The following is a 14,451-nucleotide window of genomic DNA, read 5'->3' as shown; positions in this document are numbered from 1 at the left end:
AGCTGCCCTTATGACAACGAATGCTCCCCATCTGCTACGTCGACTGGGCTGGGTACTGGCGCTACTCCTGACCGTCAGCCTGCCTATGTCGGCCGCCCCGGTTACCGGCCATGGAATGCCTGCCATGGCCGGAGAATCCGTGGTGATGGACTGCGCCAATCCTCATCAAAGCGAGTGCCCCGAACGCTGCCTGTGCTGCGTCGGCATTTGCCCAATGAATTCCCTGATGGCCGTGGTGTCTGTCGGTCCTCAGGCAGTTGCAGCGATGGGGAGCATTCACCCCTTTTTGGTTGCCCCCGGCGACTATTGGGTTCCACTCAGCCACCCCCTGCGACCTCCGGCCCGGGTTTACTGATCTGCTTAGTTTTATTCACTTACTTTCAGACTTAGGAAACCCATTATGAAGACGTTTTTATCTGCGATCGTCATCGCCGCCAGTGCCTTTTCGACTTCCGCCGCCACCCTGTCACTGCCTTCGTCGGTATGGGCCGTCAGCCTCAATGGTAAACCGGTATCCCAGTTTGCCAGCCAACTATCACTGACCGACGGTCCCCAGGTCGTGGAACTCAAGTACGGTGAGCTGTTGCAACTGAATGCGGAGGATCACGAGATGATTACCTCGGCGCCGCTGTACCTCAGCTTCGAGGGCGACGGCAGCGAACGCTATCAGTTGTTGCTGCCGATTCTTGAAGACGAGCAAGCCGTACGCCAGTTTGCCCGCCAGCCCAAGGTCACCTTGCGCAGTGATGCCGGACCGGTGGAAAACCGACTGTTGACCCAGAGCCAGCTGTTGGTACTTATGGCCCGCCACACACTGGACCGCTAACCAGACTCGGCGGCTTCGGCCGCCTTTTTTTTAAAAGTCATTGACCTTGGAGTCGCTCCAGGGTTTAGCCTTAACGGCATGAATGCAATGCGCTCACCACGCCATCCCCGACTAACGGTACTGATGATACTGCTGCTGTTGGTGGTACAGATCAATCCGGCCATAGACAAGGTCAGCCACAGTGACCCTGTGGTAATGCAGGTACTGGAGATGCAGCGGCATCACCCAGATCTGTCGTCCGATCCAGTTCAATGCCAGCAATGCGCCAGTCAGTGTTTCTCCGCCCACTTGTGCATCAGCCTGCCAGTCAGCTACGCATTGACGCTGACCGCCAGCGAACACCGTCCCTTTTCTCAATTGTTGCTCATCAACGGCCTCAGTGTGGCACCGGCCACCAAACCTCCCAAAGCATACTCCTGACCCTCACCCCAAATTAATCACTGACTTTAGGAGTACCATTTATGAGAGCGCTTCTGTTCGCCCTAATCCTGTCCGCGCCTGGTCTTGAGGCCGCGACACTGCCTCTGCCGGACGGCGTCAGTCTGCTGTCGATAAACGGCAACGCCGCCCCCCGCAACGACCAACCAGTAACCCTGAAACCGGGCACGCAGGTGATCCAGCTGAGCTACACCGAGCTGCTGACGGTCACTCCAGAAGAGCACGAACTGCTCAGATCCACCCCGGTATTTCTCAGCTTCATTGCCGGGGAAGGCGACTACCGAGTTCGGTTACCGGAGCTGAACAACTCCAAAGCGATTCGCGCCTTTATCGATGAACCGACGTTTACCCTGCTCGAGGGCAAGACCCCACACCCTGCCCGTCAGCTCACTGAAACCCAGTTAATGGCGCAGATGGCCCGACTCCTGGCGAAAGACGAGGGATAACCACTGCCACTGAACGTGGCTGTCCCTCAATAAAAAACCGGCCAGGAGGCCGGTTTTTTTCTATTTCACCCGATTATGATCCGCCGTTGAGGGAGTCCAGAATGGCGCATTGAGGACGGTCACTGCCGTCGCAGGCATTGACCAAGGTCGATAGCTGCCGCTCCAGTTGCTGCAACTGGCGCACCTTATCCTGCACCACCAGCAACTGCTCGGTGGCGACGGATTTCACCGCCGCCGCAGTGCGATCCTCGCTGGCATTCAATGACAACAACTGAGCGCATTGCTCCAGGCTGAACCCCAGAGCCTTACAACGGGCCACGAACTGTAACTGAGCCAACTGCGACTGTTGGTACTCACGGTAGCCATTATCACCCCGACGGGCTTCGACCAACTTAATGTCGTGATAGTAACGGATGGTTTTTACGCTGAGCCCGGTTTCCCGGGCTACCTGACCAATCTTCATCCTCTTACTCCCTGTCCAGTTGGCGACGGTAGACCAGCAGATAGATGGCGGGAATCACAAACAGCGATAACAAAGGTGCCGTGACCATCCCCCCCACCATAGGCGCGGCAATCTTCTGCATCACTTCATTGCCAGAGCCGGCCCCCCACATGATCGGCAGCAAACCAAAGAAGATGGTGGCCACCGTCATCGCCTTGGGACGAATGCGCATCACCGCCCCCTCCAGCAACGCCGCCTTCAGGTCCGACTCCTGTCGATACCGATCCGCACGTTGCCGGGCCTTGATGGCGTTGTTCAGATACACCAGCATCACCACCCCAAACTCTGCCGCCACACCGGCCAGGGCAATCATTCCCACCGCCACCGCCACCGACAGATTGAACTCCAGCAGATACAACAACCAGGCCGAGCCCACCAGAGCAAACGGCAGACTGAGCATGATGATGCTGGCCTGAAGCGTCGAACCAAAGGTCATCATCAGCAGCAGGAAGATCACCGCCAGGGTCATCGGCACCACTTGCACCATCTTGGCTTCCACCCTTTGCATGTACTCATACTGACCGGCAAAACTGATGCTGTAGCGGGGAGGCAGCTGCAAACGGCTGTCCAGCAAAGTGCGGGCTTCATCGATGTATTCACCGATGGAGGTGCCCTTGATGTCGACAAACACCCAGGAGATCAGGCGGCCGTTTTCACTCTTGAGCATCGGGGCGCCGTCGCTGATGCTGATGCTGGCCACCGTTGACAGCGGAATGTAGTGACCGCTGGAGGTCACCACCGGCAGCTCCCTGAGCTTGTTGATGTCGTCACGAAGCTCACGGGGGTAACGCAGGTTAATGGGGTAACGCTCGGCCCCCTGCACCGATTCGCCAATCTGCATGCCGCCAATGGCCATTCGGACCACGTTCTGCACGTCCTCCAGGGTAATGCCATAGCGGGCGGCCACCGCCAGCTTGGGCTCAATGTCGATGTAACGACCACCGCCAACCCGCTCGGCAAACGCCGATACCGTTCCAGGCAATTGACTCAACATCGCCTCAACTTCACCGCCTATTCGCTGCAGTTCGTCCACATCGGCGCCGGAGATTTTAATGCCGATGGGGGTTTTGATGCCGGTGGACAACATGTCGATGCGAGTCTTGATGGGTTGCACCCAGGCATTGGTCACCCCGGGTACTTTCACCGTTCGCTGCAGTTCATCGATGATCCCCTCCAGCGTCATGCCGTCGCGCCACTCCTCTCTGGGGTTCAGCATGATGGTGGTTTCCAGCATGGTCAGCGGCGCCGGATCGGTGGCCGTCTCGGCGCGGCCAACCTTGCCGAACACCCGTTTCACTTCGGGCACGGTCTTAATCAGCCGGTCGGTCTGCTGCAACAACTCCGCCGCCTTGCCGGCACTGACGCCGGGCAGGGTGGTCGGCATGTACAACAGATCGCCCTCCTCCAGCTCAGGCATAAACTCCGAGCCCAACTGACTCAGCGGATACCAGGCACTGAACAGGGCCACTAACGCCAACACCAGAGTCAGACGCGGAAAACGCAGCACCAGCTTCAACGCCGGCTGGTACAAGGCAATCAGCACTCGGCTGATGGGATTTTTACGCTCGTCGGGGATGCGCCCGCGAATGAAATACCCCATCAGTACCGGGATCAGGGTAATGGCCAGCAGTGCCGAGGCCGCCATGGCAAAGGTCTTGGTGTAGGCCAGCGGATGGAACAGTCGCCCCTCCTGCGCCTCCAGCACAAACACCGGCATAAAGCTCAACGTAATGATCAGCAGGCTAAAGAACAACGCCGGTCCCACCTCCACCGAGGCCTCTTTCATCAGTTGCCAACGGGTCTCGCCCTGCGGCTCATGGCCATGGTCGGCACGGTAGTGCTCCAGGTGTTTGTGGGCATTCTCCACCATCACAATGGCCGCATCCACCACCGCCCCGATGGCAATGGCAATGCCGCCCAGGCTCATGATGTTGGCATTCACCCCCATGAACCCCATCACAATAAAGCTGATCAGGATCGACAGCGGCAGAGTGATCACCGCCACCAGCGTCGAGCGGGCGTGCAGCAGAAACAACAGACACACCAGCCCCACCACCAGCATCTCTTCGATCACCTTGTGGGTCAGGTTCTGCACGGAACCCAGAATCAACTGGGATCGATCATAGGTGGTCACCACCTCCACGCCGTCCGGCAAACCGGGCTTGAGTTGCTCAAGCTTCTGTTTTACCGCTTCAATGGTGGCCAGGGCGTTTTCCCCATAGCGCATCACGATGATGCCGCCCACCACCTCGCCTTCGCCGTCCAGCTCGGCAATACCGCGCCGGGATGCGGGGCCAACCCGCAATACCGCCACGTCTTTGAGCAGTACCGGGTTGCCGGATTCCGACACAATGCCCACCGGAATATCGGCAAAATCCTGCAGATTCTGGCGGTAACCTTTGGCACGAATCATGTACTCGGCTTCGGCCATCTCGATCACCGAGCCACCCACCTCGGCATTGGCCTTGTCGATGGCCATCTTCACTCGACCAATATCCAGCTTGTACAGCGCCAGTTTATGGGGATCCACCACCACCTGGTAGCTCTGCTCCATGCCGCCAATGGTGGCGACTTCAGACACGCCGGCCACACTCTGCAGCTCCAGCTTCAGGTACCAGTCCTGCAGGCTACGGAGCTGGGCCAAATCGTGTTTGCCACTGCGGTCCACCAGCGCATACTCAAACACCCAGCCCACACCGGACGCGTCGGGCCCCAACTCTGGCTTGGCACTGGCCGGCAACTGCCCCTGAACCTGAGACAGGTACTCCAAAACCCGTGACCGGGCCCAGTAGATGTCGGTGCCATCCTCGAAGATGACGTACACATAAGAGTCGCCGAAAAAGGAATAGCCACGGACGGTTTTGGCCCCGGGCACCGCCAGCATGGCCGACGACAATGGGTAGGTGATCTGGTCCTCGACCAGTTGCGGTGCCTGCCCCGGATAGGAGGTCTTGACGATGACCTGCACATCAGACAGGTCTGGCAAGGCATCCAACGGGGTGCTGCGCAGCGCCTGCCAGCCCACTAGGGCAATCACCGCCATGATCACCAGCACCATAATCCGCTGGCGAATGGAGGCTTCAATGATTTTTTCTAACATGCCGCCCCCTAGTGATTGTGGCCGGCAGATGCGCCGTTGCTCATGCGCATCAGACTGCCTTTAAGGCTGGCCTCTGAGTCCAGCAAAAACTGCCCGGACACCACCACCCGATTACCGGGAGTCACACCGGACAACACCTCAGCCATTCCCTTGGCAATCATTCCCAGCTGCACCTCTTTGACCACAAACTCGGTGTCGCTCTGCTGCACCACGACCCGGTTATTGCGACCCGTCTGAATCAGCGCCTCGGTGGGGACCAGAGTCAAATTCCGCTTGGCGGTACCATACAGCTCCACGTCCACCAAGGAGCCGGGCTTCAGCTTGCCTTCCGGATTGGCCAGCGCTACCCGTACCTGCATGGCCCGAGTCACCGGATCCAATTCCGGATAGATGTAGTCGATGTTGCCATCCAGCTCAAACAGCCCCAGCGCCGAAGCCGTGACTGCGGCCGCCTGCCCCTGACGGAACCAGCCCTGCTGGTTTTCAAACACCTCGGCAATCACCCAGACCCGGTTTAAGTCCACCAGTTTGAGCACCTCGGTTGAGGGCTGAATGTACATACCATCGCGGACGTTAAGCTCGCTGATGACCCCGTCGTGCTGGGCGTAGAAGGGAACCCGATACAGGGTCTGGCCACTGCGCTCCAACGCCTGAATCAGGGCCGAATCCATGCCGAGCAACTCCAGTCGCAAACGGGCCTTTCGAATCAGTTCACCGCCGCGGCGCTTATCCCGCTTCAGGGTATCCAGCGCCAGCAAAAAGTCGTCCTGGGCACTGACCAAATCCGGGCTGTACAGCTCAAACAGCAACTCCCCCTGTTTCACCTCATCTCCGGCGGATGCCACCCCCAGCTTCTCAATCCAGCCGGACACCCGGGCGTGGACGTGGCTGATGGCGTCTTGATCGTATTCGACCGTGCCGATGGTATTGATGTACCGCCACAAGGTCCCCTGCTCGATGGTCTGTACCCGCATGCCCAGCGCCTGCTGCATGCCGCCGGGCACCCCGACCACCACCTCTTCGGTACTGCCACCCAGGTCCACCTTCTCCAGGTTCATGCCACAGATGGGGCAGGTACCGGGTTCATCGGACACTATGTGCGGATGCATTGGGCAGACGTATTTCACCTGTCCTTGTGGACCGGAATCGACGGGAATCAACGTTGGCGCAGCCGTCGCCGGCGAGGCCAATGGTTGTGAGCCCTTATCCATGGCCGAGTGGTCATGGCCTTGATGTTCGGTTGCCTCTTCCTCCTCTTCTGCGACCAGAAACATGTTGCAGATGGGGCAACGATCGCCCTTGTGCCCAGTCTCCTGCGGGTGCATCGGGCAGGCATACTCTGCCTCTTCTTTAGTCAGGAACATGTTGCACTTGGGGCAGCGATCGCCCTTGTGCCCAGTCTCCTGCGGGTGCATCGGGCAGGCATACTCTGCCTCTACCTTGGTCAGGAACATGTTGCACTTGGGGCAGCGATCGCCCTTGTGCCCGGTCTCCTGCGGGTGCATCGGGCAGGCATAGACACCGGCTTGCGCCGCCACTGCCCCATGATCATGAGACTCGGCGTGCACCACAGCCGTAAGGGCGGGCATCAGCAGAAACAGGGCCAGCACCGGGTAGACCCAGTGGCGGTATTGGGTGCGAATCATAGTGGATTCTCCTTCGGCTGCCGGATCATGGCCGTCAGCCGTACTTCATAGTCACAACATCGAATGCAATCGAAGCTGCTTAAATGGGGTGCCAGTCACGGCACCCGCTACGTCAAAGTCGTCGTATTGCTATGAAGATCTAAACGATGGGAGGTCGTTCATCGGACTCCAGGTAGACGGAGTCAAAGGAGACAAAGTAGAAATGGGGTTCCAGAGGCTGAGGGCCGGCACTGGTCCACAGCGCCGCAATCAGAGAGGAAGACCCGGGTGAGCAATCCTGGCATTGGCTGCAACCGCCCTGACAGCTCATAACGCTGCCCGGCTCTGCATCGTGGTCACAGCAGCAATCACCGTCGTCCGCCATCTGCTTCTGGGTCATCTCGGCACTGCCGTGGCAATCCATGGCTGCCATCATGGCGGAGTTATCGACATCCACCATCGGCATCATCGGCATGCGCGCCACTGCCCCCTGGCTCAAAAGCGCCAGAGACAACACCACCATACTCAAGATTCTCAGCAATGAGTGCACATCGAATTCCAGTTAACAGGCCACAGCCAGGATCACCATTATGAACGATTTCCCATCCAATAGTTCAACTTTATTGGCGCCAGCGAGCTCGAGGCGCCAATAAGACGGCCTCATCAATGGTGCTGATGGCCGGAAGTCGCCGAGGCCATAGGCTCCAGATCCATGCCGCATTTCGGGCAACTGTCGCCTGCAAAGCCACGAATGGCCGGATTCATCGGGCAGGCGTGGGTGTAAGCCTTACGATCGGCTTTGGCCACAGGCTCCAGATCCATACCACACACCGGGCAACTGTCACCGGCCATACCGACCACCTTAGGGTTCATCGGACAGGCGTGGGTGTAGTGGCCCTGGTGGTGCTGCATTCCCTGGTGCTTAGGACAGTTGGCCTTATCGCAATCCTTGTGGTGCTGCTGCATTCCTTGGTGCTTAGGGCAGTTGACCTTATCGCAACCCTTGTGGTGCTGCTGCATTCCCTGGTGCTTGGGGCAGTTGGCCTGGTCGCAATCCTTGTGGTGCTGCTGCATCCCCTGGTGCTTGGGGCAATTGGCCTTATCGCAATCCTTGTGGTGCTGCTGCATCCCCTGGTGCTTGGGGCAGTTGGCCTTATCGCAACCCTTGTGGTGCTGTGCCATCGCCTGCAACTTCATGCCGCACTTGGGGCATTCGTCGCCCTGCTGGCCTTGCACCTTGGGATGCATCGGGCAAGCATACACCGCCTCTGCGCTATGGGTCATGGCACCATGGCCATGACCATCAGAATGGGCCAGAGTCAGCGGAGACAGCATCATCGCGGCCATCAGCGCCAGGGCAGTAAACAGATTTTTCATTTTAACTCTCCAAAATTAGTCAGCAAATTGTGAAATGGCCAAAGGCCTTGATATCAACCGCAGCTAACCAATGGGAGGACGCAGGGCCTGCTCCTGAACCACAGAGGCAAAATGCGCCGGGACATGCATCGGGGTGCCGCCGACGGTGGTCAACAGCATACTCACCATCGACCCCAGAATACCGGAAGGGGCCACCAGAATCTGGCACTGACCACACTCCCCCTGACAGGGATGGTTATGATCATGACAGGGAGGCGTTGATGGCTGACAGCAAGAAGACTGGGACGGCGCCGACTCTCCGAGCACGGCCGAGTGGTGACTGATGGCCTCGGTCTTGGGCGCCAGATGGATCTGTGCCACCGAGCCCTGAATCATCAGGGCCAAGGACAGAAACACCATCAGAACCACAGTCAGGCGGGGCATCGGACACTCATTACATTAGAAAGTGGTTATATTGTTGCGCAACAGCGGCAAAGAGAATGAGTCGTACTTCACAGTTCAACCGATTGTAATGGATTAAAAATCAGCATGTTTTAAGTAGCGTCGAATAAGATGAAGGCAGAAATACCTCACTGATCCGCAGACAGCGATGCTGCAACTCAAACTCCCGCTGTCGTCCCCACAGCCCTTCTTGGGCCTGAAAACCCAGCCTGCGGGCCTGCCAGACCGCAGTACTGTTATCGCCATAATGACAGACCTTGAGCGGCCCCCGAACCAGGTTTGAAGCCGCAAACAGCCGCTCTCCCAGAGGCTGACGCCCCAGGGAGGCGAAATCGATCTCCGAGGCATCCAGCGTGCTCATCGGAACCTCGGTATTGGCGTACACCCAGGCCACACCATCCAACTTCAGCAGCACTTCCCGCTGCCAGATCGGCTGCCCCAACGCCCAACCCGGTCCGGGCTGGGCCGCCGGCAACACCCCCTCCTGCAGCAATTCCACCTCGAAGTTGCGGCACAACGCCTTCAGTTTCAGGGTCAACGATCCCTTGTCCTGCAACCAGGGCAGCAATTTTTTCGGCGGCTGTTCAAGGTTGACGGCCGGCGAAACGTCCGCATGGCTCAGGGGGTTAAGGGTGGTCGCCGTCATTACAACTCCTGTTTGTCGTTCCGCTTTCGCCAGACGGGCACGGCCCGGTTGCGGCGGCGCCTGCGCACACTTCGGCAGACCGCGAATTCGATTGGCATCACACATAGTATCAAAACTAGTTGTGGAGCCAAGCCTCACTCTGTATTAGAGTTGACTCGCTGACTACCTACACGTGCGATTGGAGAAACAAGCCGAATGCGATTTGCCAACATTATGTTTATCTTGGCCCTGGTGCTTTGTCCTTCAGTGCACGCCGAACAAGCACCGGCGGAAGAAGCCGAAGCCACCGACAGCTATGGCTACTACGGACTGGAACCGGAGATTGTCACCAACTACGTTACCGAATCCTCGCGCCTGGGCTACATTCGCGTCAACATCGAGTTGATGCTGGAAGATGCCAGCAACGTGGCCATTGTCGAGCATCATGCACCACTGATCCGCAGTACCATCATCGAGATTCTTGGCGAGCAGACCGAAGAGAGAATTAAATCCCTCACCGGCCGAGAACAGATCCGCCGACTCTGCTTTGAGACGGTCAACAATATGCTGGAGAAAGAGGTGGGTGAACCGCTGTTGGTCAACCTGCTGTTCACCAAATTCCTGTATCAGTAGCGCCGCCTGGCGTCTAAGGCTCCCTGAACCAGACCAACCAACAGCCCGCCCAGGTGGGCCCAGTTGGCCATATTAAACAGCCCCATGAACCCCAGCAGCAACCACATCACCAGAAACCCCATGTAGGAGGAAGGCAGGCCGATGCCCGCCTGCGGCCGTAATCGACCGCTGATCCAGCTGTAACCGACCAGGGCGTACACCACCCCGGACAAGCCACCGAAGTTTGGACCACTGAGCGCAAACTGCACCAGATTCGGCAGCGTCCCACCGACCAACAGCAGCACCATCAGCTTGCCGCTACCCAGACGCAGCTCCAGCTTGCCCCCCAGATACCACCACCACAGCAGATTGAACACAATGTGCATGGGGTCGAAGTGGATCAGCGTCGGGGTAAATACCCGCCAGAACTCCTGCACCGAGAAGGCCTGCCAGCTGCCAAAGAAGTGCAGGGCATCAAACAGGGGCCGTTGCCACCCCAGAAACCAGGGGATGTAGATGGCGATGCACACCAGCATCACCACCAGGGTCAGCGGGCCAGCCTGTGACAGTATGCCGGCCAGGGACTGAGACAGCGGCTTGCCATAGTTCAGACCATTACTGGTGCTGCCAGTATGCCAACTGGCTTCGTGATAGCGCCGATGATTCGGATCCTGCAAAAATCGCTGCAGCTCCTGATCGGCGGCGTCGTGATCGGCATCGGCCACCCAGATCTCGACCCCCTGCTCCAGCGGCTGCAGCTGAGCCTGAATGCCGCGACTAGCCAGGTAATCGACAAACGCCTGCGCCGCCCTTGGCTGATTCAATACCCCCAGGGAGATCATCCTGCCTCCACCTCGGCACCGGATTTCGACCAGGCCTCCATGCCGCCGATGAGGCTGAACACCTGCTCAAACCCCTGTTCCGCCAGATACTCGGCCGCGCTCTGGCTGGAGATGCCGTGATAACAGATCACCACCAGTGGGTCGTCGTATTCCCCTTCCATCATAAACTGAGCCAGATTGCCCTGATGCAACCTGAGCGCGCCGGGGATGTGGCCACGGGCAAACGCCTCCGGGTCACGGATGTCCACCAGTTGCACCTCTCCCTGCTGCTGCAACGACTGCAACTGCGTCAGGTCGATATTGTCGTATTTGGCCACACTGTCCTCCTGCGGGCTCCGCTCGTTGCCCCATCTTAACGAAAACGTCGCCGAATAAAAAAGGCCGGCGCATGGCCGACCTTGTGAACGCACCGTCGCCGGCAACGACGTTAGTCCCAGTTCAGGATCACCTTGCCCGACTGACCACTGCGCATCACATCGAAGCCCTGTTGGAACTCATCGATGGGGTAGTGGTGGGTAATGATCGGAGTGATGTCCAACCCAGACTGAATCAGGCTGGCCATCTTGTACCAGGTCTCAAACATCTCGCGGCCGTAGATCCCTTTGATCACCAGCCCCTTAAAGATAACCTTGCCCCAATCGATGCCCATGCTGCCGGGAGGAATGCCCAGCATGGCAATCTTGCCACCGTGATTCATGGTTTCCAGCATCGAATTAAAGGCACTGGGCACACCGGACATCTCCAGCCCCACGTCGAAACCTTCGGTCATGCCCAGTTCGGCCATGACATCTTCCAGCTTCTCTTTGGCAACGTTGACGGCCCGGGTCGCGCCCATCTTGGCGGCTAACTCCAGCCGGTAATCGTTGACGTCGGTGATCACCACGTGGCGAGCGCCCACATGCTTGGCAACCGCCGCCGCCATGATACCAATGGGGCCGGCCCCGGTGATCAGCACATCTTCACCCACCAGATCGAACGACAGGGCGGTGTGCACCGCGTTGCCGAAGGGGTCGAAGATCGACGCCAGATCGTCACTGATGTCGTCGGGAATCTTGAACGCATTGAAGGCCGGAATCACCAGATACTCGGCAAATGCCCCCTCGCGGTTCACGCCCACGCCAATGGTATTGCGACACAGGTGAGTGCGGCCGCCTCGGCAGTTACGACAGTGACCGCAGGTGATGTGACCCTCGCCAGAGACCCGATCGCCGAGGGCAAACCCGCGCACCTCCTGGCCCATGTCCACCACTTCACCCACGTACTCGTGGCCCACCACCATGGGGACAGGAATGGTCTTTTGCGACCACTCGTCCCAGTTGTAGATGTGCACGTCGGTACCGCAGATGGCGGTCTTCTTAATCTTAATCAGCAGATCATTGTGACCCAGCTTGGGCTTGGGCGCCTCCACCATCCAGATGCCCATCTCCGGCTTAAGCTTCGATAACGCTTTCATGGTGGTCATGCAATGATCTCCAGCTCTTTGCCGATGCGGATAAAGGCATCAATGGCTTGGTCGAGTTGAGCCCGGGTGTGCGCCGCCGACATCTGAGTACGGATTCGCGCCGCCCCTTTCGGTACCACCGGGAAGGAGAAGCCAATGACGTAGATCCCCTCGGCCAACAGTCGGTCGGAAAACTCCGCCGCCAACGCCGCGTCCCCGATCATCACCGGAATGATGGCATGGTCGGCACCAGCCAGGGTAAAACCGGCTTCGCTCATGCGGGCGCGGAAATGCGCCGCATTGTCCCAAAGCTTAGCACGCAGTTCATGCCCGTCGGCAATCATGTCCAGCACCTCAATGGAGGCCGACACGATGGCCGGGGCCAGGGAGTTGGAGAACAGGTAGGGACGGCTGCGCTGACGCAACCAATCGATCACCTCTTTTTTGGCGGCGGTAAAGCCACCGGAGGCGCCGCCCAGAGCCTTGCCCAGGGTGCCGGTAATGATATCGACCCGCTCCATCACCTGACAATGCTCGTGGGTGCCACGGCCGTTTTCACCAACAAAGCCGACCGCATGGGAATCATCCACCATCACCAGGGCACCGTACTTGTCCGCCAGATCGCAGATGCCTTCCAGGTTGGCGATGACACCATCCATGGAAAACACGCCGTCGGTGGCGATCAGCGTATGGCGACAGCCAGCTTCGGCCGCCTGCTGCAGGCACTGCTCCAATTCGACCAGGTTGTTGTTGGCATAGCGGAACCGCTTGGCTTTGCACAAACGAACGCCATCGATGATGGAGGCGTGGTTGAGGGCATCACTGATGATGGCGTCTTCGGGGCCCAGCAGGGTTTCAAACAGGCCGGCATTGGCGTCAAAGCAGGAGGAGTACAGGATGGTGTCTTCCATTCCCAGGAACTCGGACAGCTTGGCTTCCAGTTGCTTATGGATGTTCTGAGTGCCGCAGATAAACCGCACCGAGGCCATACCAAAACCGTGATCACTGAGCCCTTGCTGCGCCGCCGACACCAGGGTCGGGTGATTGGCCAGTCCCAGGTAGTTATTGGCGCAGAAGTTGATGACCGTTTCGCCGCTGCTCACTTCGATGGCGGTTTGTTGAGGTGAAGTGATCACCCGCTCATGCTTGTAAAGCCCATCGGCTTTTACGCCCTCCAGCTGTTGCTGAATCTGAGCGTAAAATGCAGAAGATGACATGCTGCCTCCCGTTGGCATCCTGAATTATTGGACCAATGGTCGACGCCGCAGCGCTCCTCTCCGTGGTCACGCCGGTGTCAGGCGGCACAGGATTCTGTGCCGCAGCGGTCTGGGGACGGAGGAGGTGGCGTCGTTGATGAGCGTCGGCCATCTTTTTTTTATTGCCGACATTCTAACGAGGGAGCGCGATCAGCGCAGCAGCAAATTGCGCTTTAATGCAACAAAAGTGGGATTTACTGGTCCGATGGCTTGAGCGTATCCAACAGCGATTCGTCGGCCATAGACGCTTCGGAGCGGCTTTCCACCTGCTTCAGCAACTGCCGGTACTGGGCTTCGATGCGATCAAATTCCGGCCGCGCCTTTTCAGAGATGTAGCCGCGGAAGGTGGTCAACACCCGCAGCACACCCTGATAGATCTCATCTTTAGACAGGTTGCCATCCACCTTCTGGGCACTCTGGAATCCGATCCAGCAGGTGATGATCATCTTCAGGGTCTGGGCCAGATCGGCAATGTAGATGTCCGCCAGCACCACGGTGCCGTTGTCACGCAAAATCCGCAATGCACTGGAGGACTGCACGTCCATCTTTTTTTGCACTTCGATGTAGCGCTTACGCAACTCCTGATCCCGATTGAGAATGTCCGCCAGGTTGGCGTAGAAAAACCGGTACCGCCACATCACCTTGAACATTCCGTCCAGGTAACGCACCATAAAACCGAGATCACTCTCGCTCTCTACGTCGTAGGGGCGAAATGCCTCCAGAATGTAGCTTTCATATTCGCTGTAGATGCTGCGAATGATGTCTTCCTTGTTGCGGAAGTGGTAATACAGATTACCCGGGCTGATCCCAAGATGGGCCGCAATGTGATTGGTCGTAATCGCCCGTTCGCCATGCTGATTAAACAGCTCACAACTGGCTAGAATAATTTTATCTTTAGTTTTCATGGGCTCGCCTTCTCT

The 14,451-nt window shown here is 58.2% G+C and carries 17 protein-coding genes; 5 read left to right on the top strand and 12 right to left on the bottom strand.

Annotated elements, in window-relative coordinates; genetic code table 11:
• Nucleotides 1-10: 10 nt before the first annotated feature.
• The 4 genes from H598_RS26465 (at nt 11) to H598_RS0108480 (ending at nt 1,710) form a co-directional block, all read left to right on the top strand.
• Nucleotides 11-355 carry a hypothetical protein gene (locus H598_RS26465; protein WP_156896981.1) on the top strand — a complete coding sequence of 115 codons (345 nt, stop codon included), beginning with the start codon at nt 11-13 and terminating at the stop codon, nt 353-355.
• A gap of 45 nt (nt 356-400) precedes the next feature.
• On the top strand, nt 401-826 hold the full coding sequence (locus H598_RS0108490) for a DUF2057 family protein (protein ID WP_028112640.1): 426 nt from the start codon (nt 401-403) through the stop codon (nt 824-826).
• An 87-nt stretch (nt 827-913) separates the two neighbouring features.
• Nucleotides 914-1,246, top strand: a complete 333-nt coding sequence (locus H598_RS0108485; protein WP_156896980.1) for a hypothetical protein — start codon at nt 914-916, stop codon at nt 1,244-1,246.
• Between the two features lie 41 nt (nt 1,247-1,287).
• Complete coding sequence (locus H598_RS0108480; RefSeq protein WP_028112638.1) at nt 1,288-1,710, top strand: DUF2057 family protein; 423 nt, start codon at nt 1,288-1,290, stop codon at nt 1,708-1,710.
• Nucleotides 1,711-1,783: 73 nt separating this feature from the next.
• On the opposite strand, the gene H598_RS0108475 is transcribed toward H598_RS0108480, so the two are convergent.
• The 7 genes from H598_RS0108475 to H598_RS23770 all read right to left on the bottom strand — a co-directional run bounded on the left by H598_RS0108475 (nt 1,784) and on the right by H598_RS23770 (nt 9,401).
• On the bottom strand, nt 1,784-2,173 hold the full coding sequence (locus H598_RS0108475) for a MerR family DNA-binding protein (RefSeq protein ID WP_028112637.1): 390 nt from the start codon (nt 2,171-2,173) through the stop codon (nt 1,784-1,786).
• A 4-nt stretch (nt 2,174-2,177) separates the two neighbouring features.
• Nucleotides 2,178-5,312: an efflux RND transporter permease subunit gene (locus tag H598_RS0108470; protein WP_028112636.1), complete on the bottom strand. Its 3,135-nt coding sequence runs from the start codon at nt 5,310-5,312 to the stop codon at nt 2,178-2,180.
• An 8-nt stretch (nt 5,313-5,320) separates the two neighbouring features.
• Nucleotides 5,321-6,958, bottom strand: a complete 1,638-nt coding sequence (locus tag H598_RS0108465; protein ID WP_028112635.1) for an efflux RND transporter periplasmic adaptor subunit — start codon at nt 6,956-6,958, stop codon at nt 5,321-5,323.
• Between the two features lie 139 nt (nt 6,959-7,097).
• Nucleotides 7,098-7,487, bottom strand: a complete 390-nt coding sequence (locus tag H598_RS0108460) for a hypothetical protein (RefSeq protein ID WP_156896979.1) — start codon at nt 7,485-7,487, stop codon at nt 7,098-7,100.
• Between the two features lie 113 nt (nt 7,488-7,600).
• Nucleotides 7,601-8,314, bottom strand: coding sequence for a heavy metal-binding domain-containing protein (locus H598_RS23775; RefSeq protein ID WP_051252593.1), 714 nt, complete (start codon nt 8,312-8,314; stop codon nt 7,601-7,603).
• Between the two features lie 63 nt (nt 8,315-8,377).
• Nucleotides 8,378-8,737, bottom strand: coding sequence for a hypothetical protein (locus H598_RS0108450; protein ID WP_028112633.1), 360 nt, complete (start codon nt 8,735-8,737; stop codon nt 8,378-8,380).
• A gap of 100 nt (nt 8,738-8,837) precedes the next feature.
• Nucleotides 8,838-9,401 carry a chorismate--pyruvate lyase family protein gene (locus H598_RS23770; protein WP_051252592.1) on the bottom strand — a complete coding sequence of 188 codons (564 nt, stop codon included), beginning with the start codon at nt 9,399-9,401 and terminating at the stop codon, nt 8,838-8,840.
• A gap of 195 nt (nt 9,402-9,596) precedes the next feature.
• Between H598_RS23770 and H598_RS0108440 the strand changes: the two genes are divergently transcribed.
• On the top strand, nt 9,597-10,013 hold the full coding sequence (locus tag H598_RS0108440; RefSeq protein ID WP_028112632.1) for a flagellar basal body-associated protein FliL: 417 nt from the start codon (nt 9,597-9,599) through the stop codon (nt 10,011-10,013).
• Here H598_RS0108440 and glpG read toward each other — a convergent pair.
• The 5 genes from glpG to H598_RS23765 all read right to left on the bottom strand — a co-directional run bounded on the left by glpG (nt 10,007) and on the right by H598_RS23765 (nt 14,436).
• Nucleotides 10,007-10,834 carry a rhomboid family intramembrane serine protease GlpG gene (gene glpG, locus H598_RS0108435; RefSeq protein WP_028112631.1) on the bottom strand — a complete coding sequence of 276 codons (828 nt, stop codon included), beginning with the start codon at nt 10,832-10,834 and terminating at the stop codon, nt 10,007-10,009. The genes H598_RS0108440 and glpG overlap by 7 nt on opposite strands.
• Nucleotides 10,831-11,151: a thiosulfate sulfurtransferase GlpE gene (glpE, locus tag H598_RS0108430; protein ID WP_028112630.1), complete on the bottom strand. Its 321-nt coding sequence runs from the start codon at nt 11,149-11,151 to the stop codon at nt 10,831-10,833. The genes glpG and glpE overlap by 4 nt, the downstream gene beginning before the upstream one ends.
• Nucleotides 11,152-11,261: 110 nt before the next feature.
• The gene (tdh, locus tag H598_RS0108425) at nt 11,262-12,287 is read right to left on the bottom strand and encodes an L-threonine 3-dehydrogenase (protein WP_028112629.1); all 1,026 of its coding nucleotides are present in this window, start codon (nt 12,285-12,287) and stop codon (nt 11,262-11,264) included.
• 5 nt (nt 12,288-12,292) lie between these two features.
• Entirely contained in the window at nt 12,293-13,492 is a 1,200-nt protein-coding gene (locus tag H598_RS0108420) for a glycine C-acetyltransferase (protein ID WP_028112628.1), read from the bottom strand.
• 233 nt (nt 13,493-13,725) lie between these two features.
• Nucleotides 13,726-14,436: a TetR/AcrR family transcriptional regulator gene (locus tag H598_RS23765; RefSeq protein WP_084144389.1), complete on the bottom strand. Its 711-nt coding sequence runs from the start codon at nt 14,434-14,436 to the stop codon at nt 13,726-13,728.
• Nucleotides 14,437-14,451: the final 15 nt, after the last annotated feature.

It is taken from the genome of Ferrimonas kyonanensis DSM 18153, from assembly GCF_000425405.1.
Lineage (GTDB): Bacteria > Pseudomonadota > Gammaproteobacteria > Enterobacterales > Shewanellaceae > Ferrimonas > Ferrimonas kyonanensis.
This window is presented reverse-complemented; position numbering and strand designations above follow the sequence as displayed.

What these genes read in the sequence shown, in the direction of transcription:
- H598_RS0108490 (WP_028112640.1), top strand. Translation starts at nt 401, where the DNA reads ATGAAGACGTTTTTATCTGCGATCGTCATCGCCGCCAGTGCCTTTTCG.
- H598_RS0108450 (WP_028112633.1), bottom strand. Translation starts at nt 8,737, where the DNA reads ATGCCCCGCCTGACTGTGGTTCTGATGGTGTTTCTGTCCTTGGCCCTG.
- H598_RS23775 (WP_051252593.1), bottom strand. Translation starts at nt 8,314, where the DNA reads ATGAAAAATCTGTTTACTGCCCTGGCGCTGATGGCCGCGATGATGCTG.
- H598_RS0108420 (WP_028112628.1), bottom strand. Translation starts at nt 13,492, where the DNA reads ATGTCATCTTCTGCATTTTACGCTCAGATTCAGCAACAGCTGGAGGGC.
- H598_RS26465 (WP_156896981.1), top strand. Translation starts at nt 11, where the DNA reads ATGACAACGAATGCTCCCCATCTGCTACGTCGACTGGGCTGGGTACTG.
- H598_RS23770 (WP_051252592.1), bottom strand. Translation starts at nt 9,401, where the DNA reads ATGACGGCGACCACCCTTAACCCCCTGAGCCATGCGGACGTTTCGCCG.
- H598_RS0108475 (WP_028112637.1), bottom strand. Translation starts at nt 2,173, where the DNA reads ATGAAGATTGGTCAGGTAGCCCGGGAAACCGGGCTCAGCGTAAAAACC.
- H598_RS0108470 (WP_028112636.1), bottom strand. Translation starts at nt 5,312, where the DNA reads ATGTTAGAAAAAATCATTGAAGCCTCCATTCGCCAGCGGATTATGGTG.
- H598_RS0108485 (WP_156896980.1), top strand. Translation starts at nt 914, where the DNA reads ATGCGCTCACCACGCCATCCCCGACTAACGGTACTGATGATACTGCTG.
- glpG (WP_028112631.1), bottom strand. Translation starts at nt 10,834, where the DNA reads ATGATCTCCCTGGGGGTATTGAATCAGCCAAGGGCGGCGCAGGCGTTT.
- H598_RS0108480 (WP_028112638.1), top strand. Translation starts at nt 1,288, where the DNA reads ATGAGAGCGCTTCTGTTCGCCCTAATCCTGTCCGCGCCTGGTCTTGAG.
- tdh (WP_028112629.1), bottom strand. Translation starts at nt 12,287, where the DNA reads ATGAAAGCGTTATCGAAGCTTAAGCCGGAGATGGGCATCTGGATGGTG.
- H598_RS0108465 (WP_028112635.1), bottom strand. Translation starts at nt 6,958, where the DNA reads ATGATTCGCACCCAATACCGCCACTGGGTCTACCCGGTGCTGGCCCTG.
- H598_RS0108440 (WP_028112632.1), top strand. Translation starts at nt 9,597, where the DNA reads ATGCGATTTGCCAACATTATGTTTATCTTGGCCCTGGTGCTTTGTCCT.
- H598_RS23765 (WP_084144389.1), bottom strand. Translation starts at nt 14,436, where the DNA reads ATGAAAACTAAAGATAAAATTATTCTAGCCAGTTGTGAGCTGTTTAAT.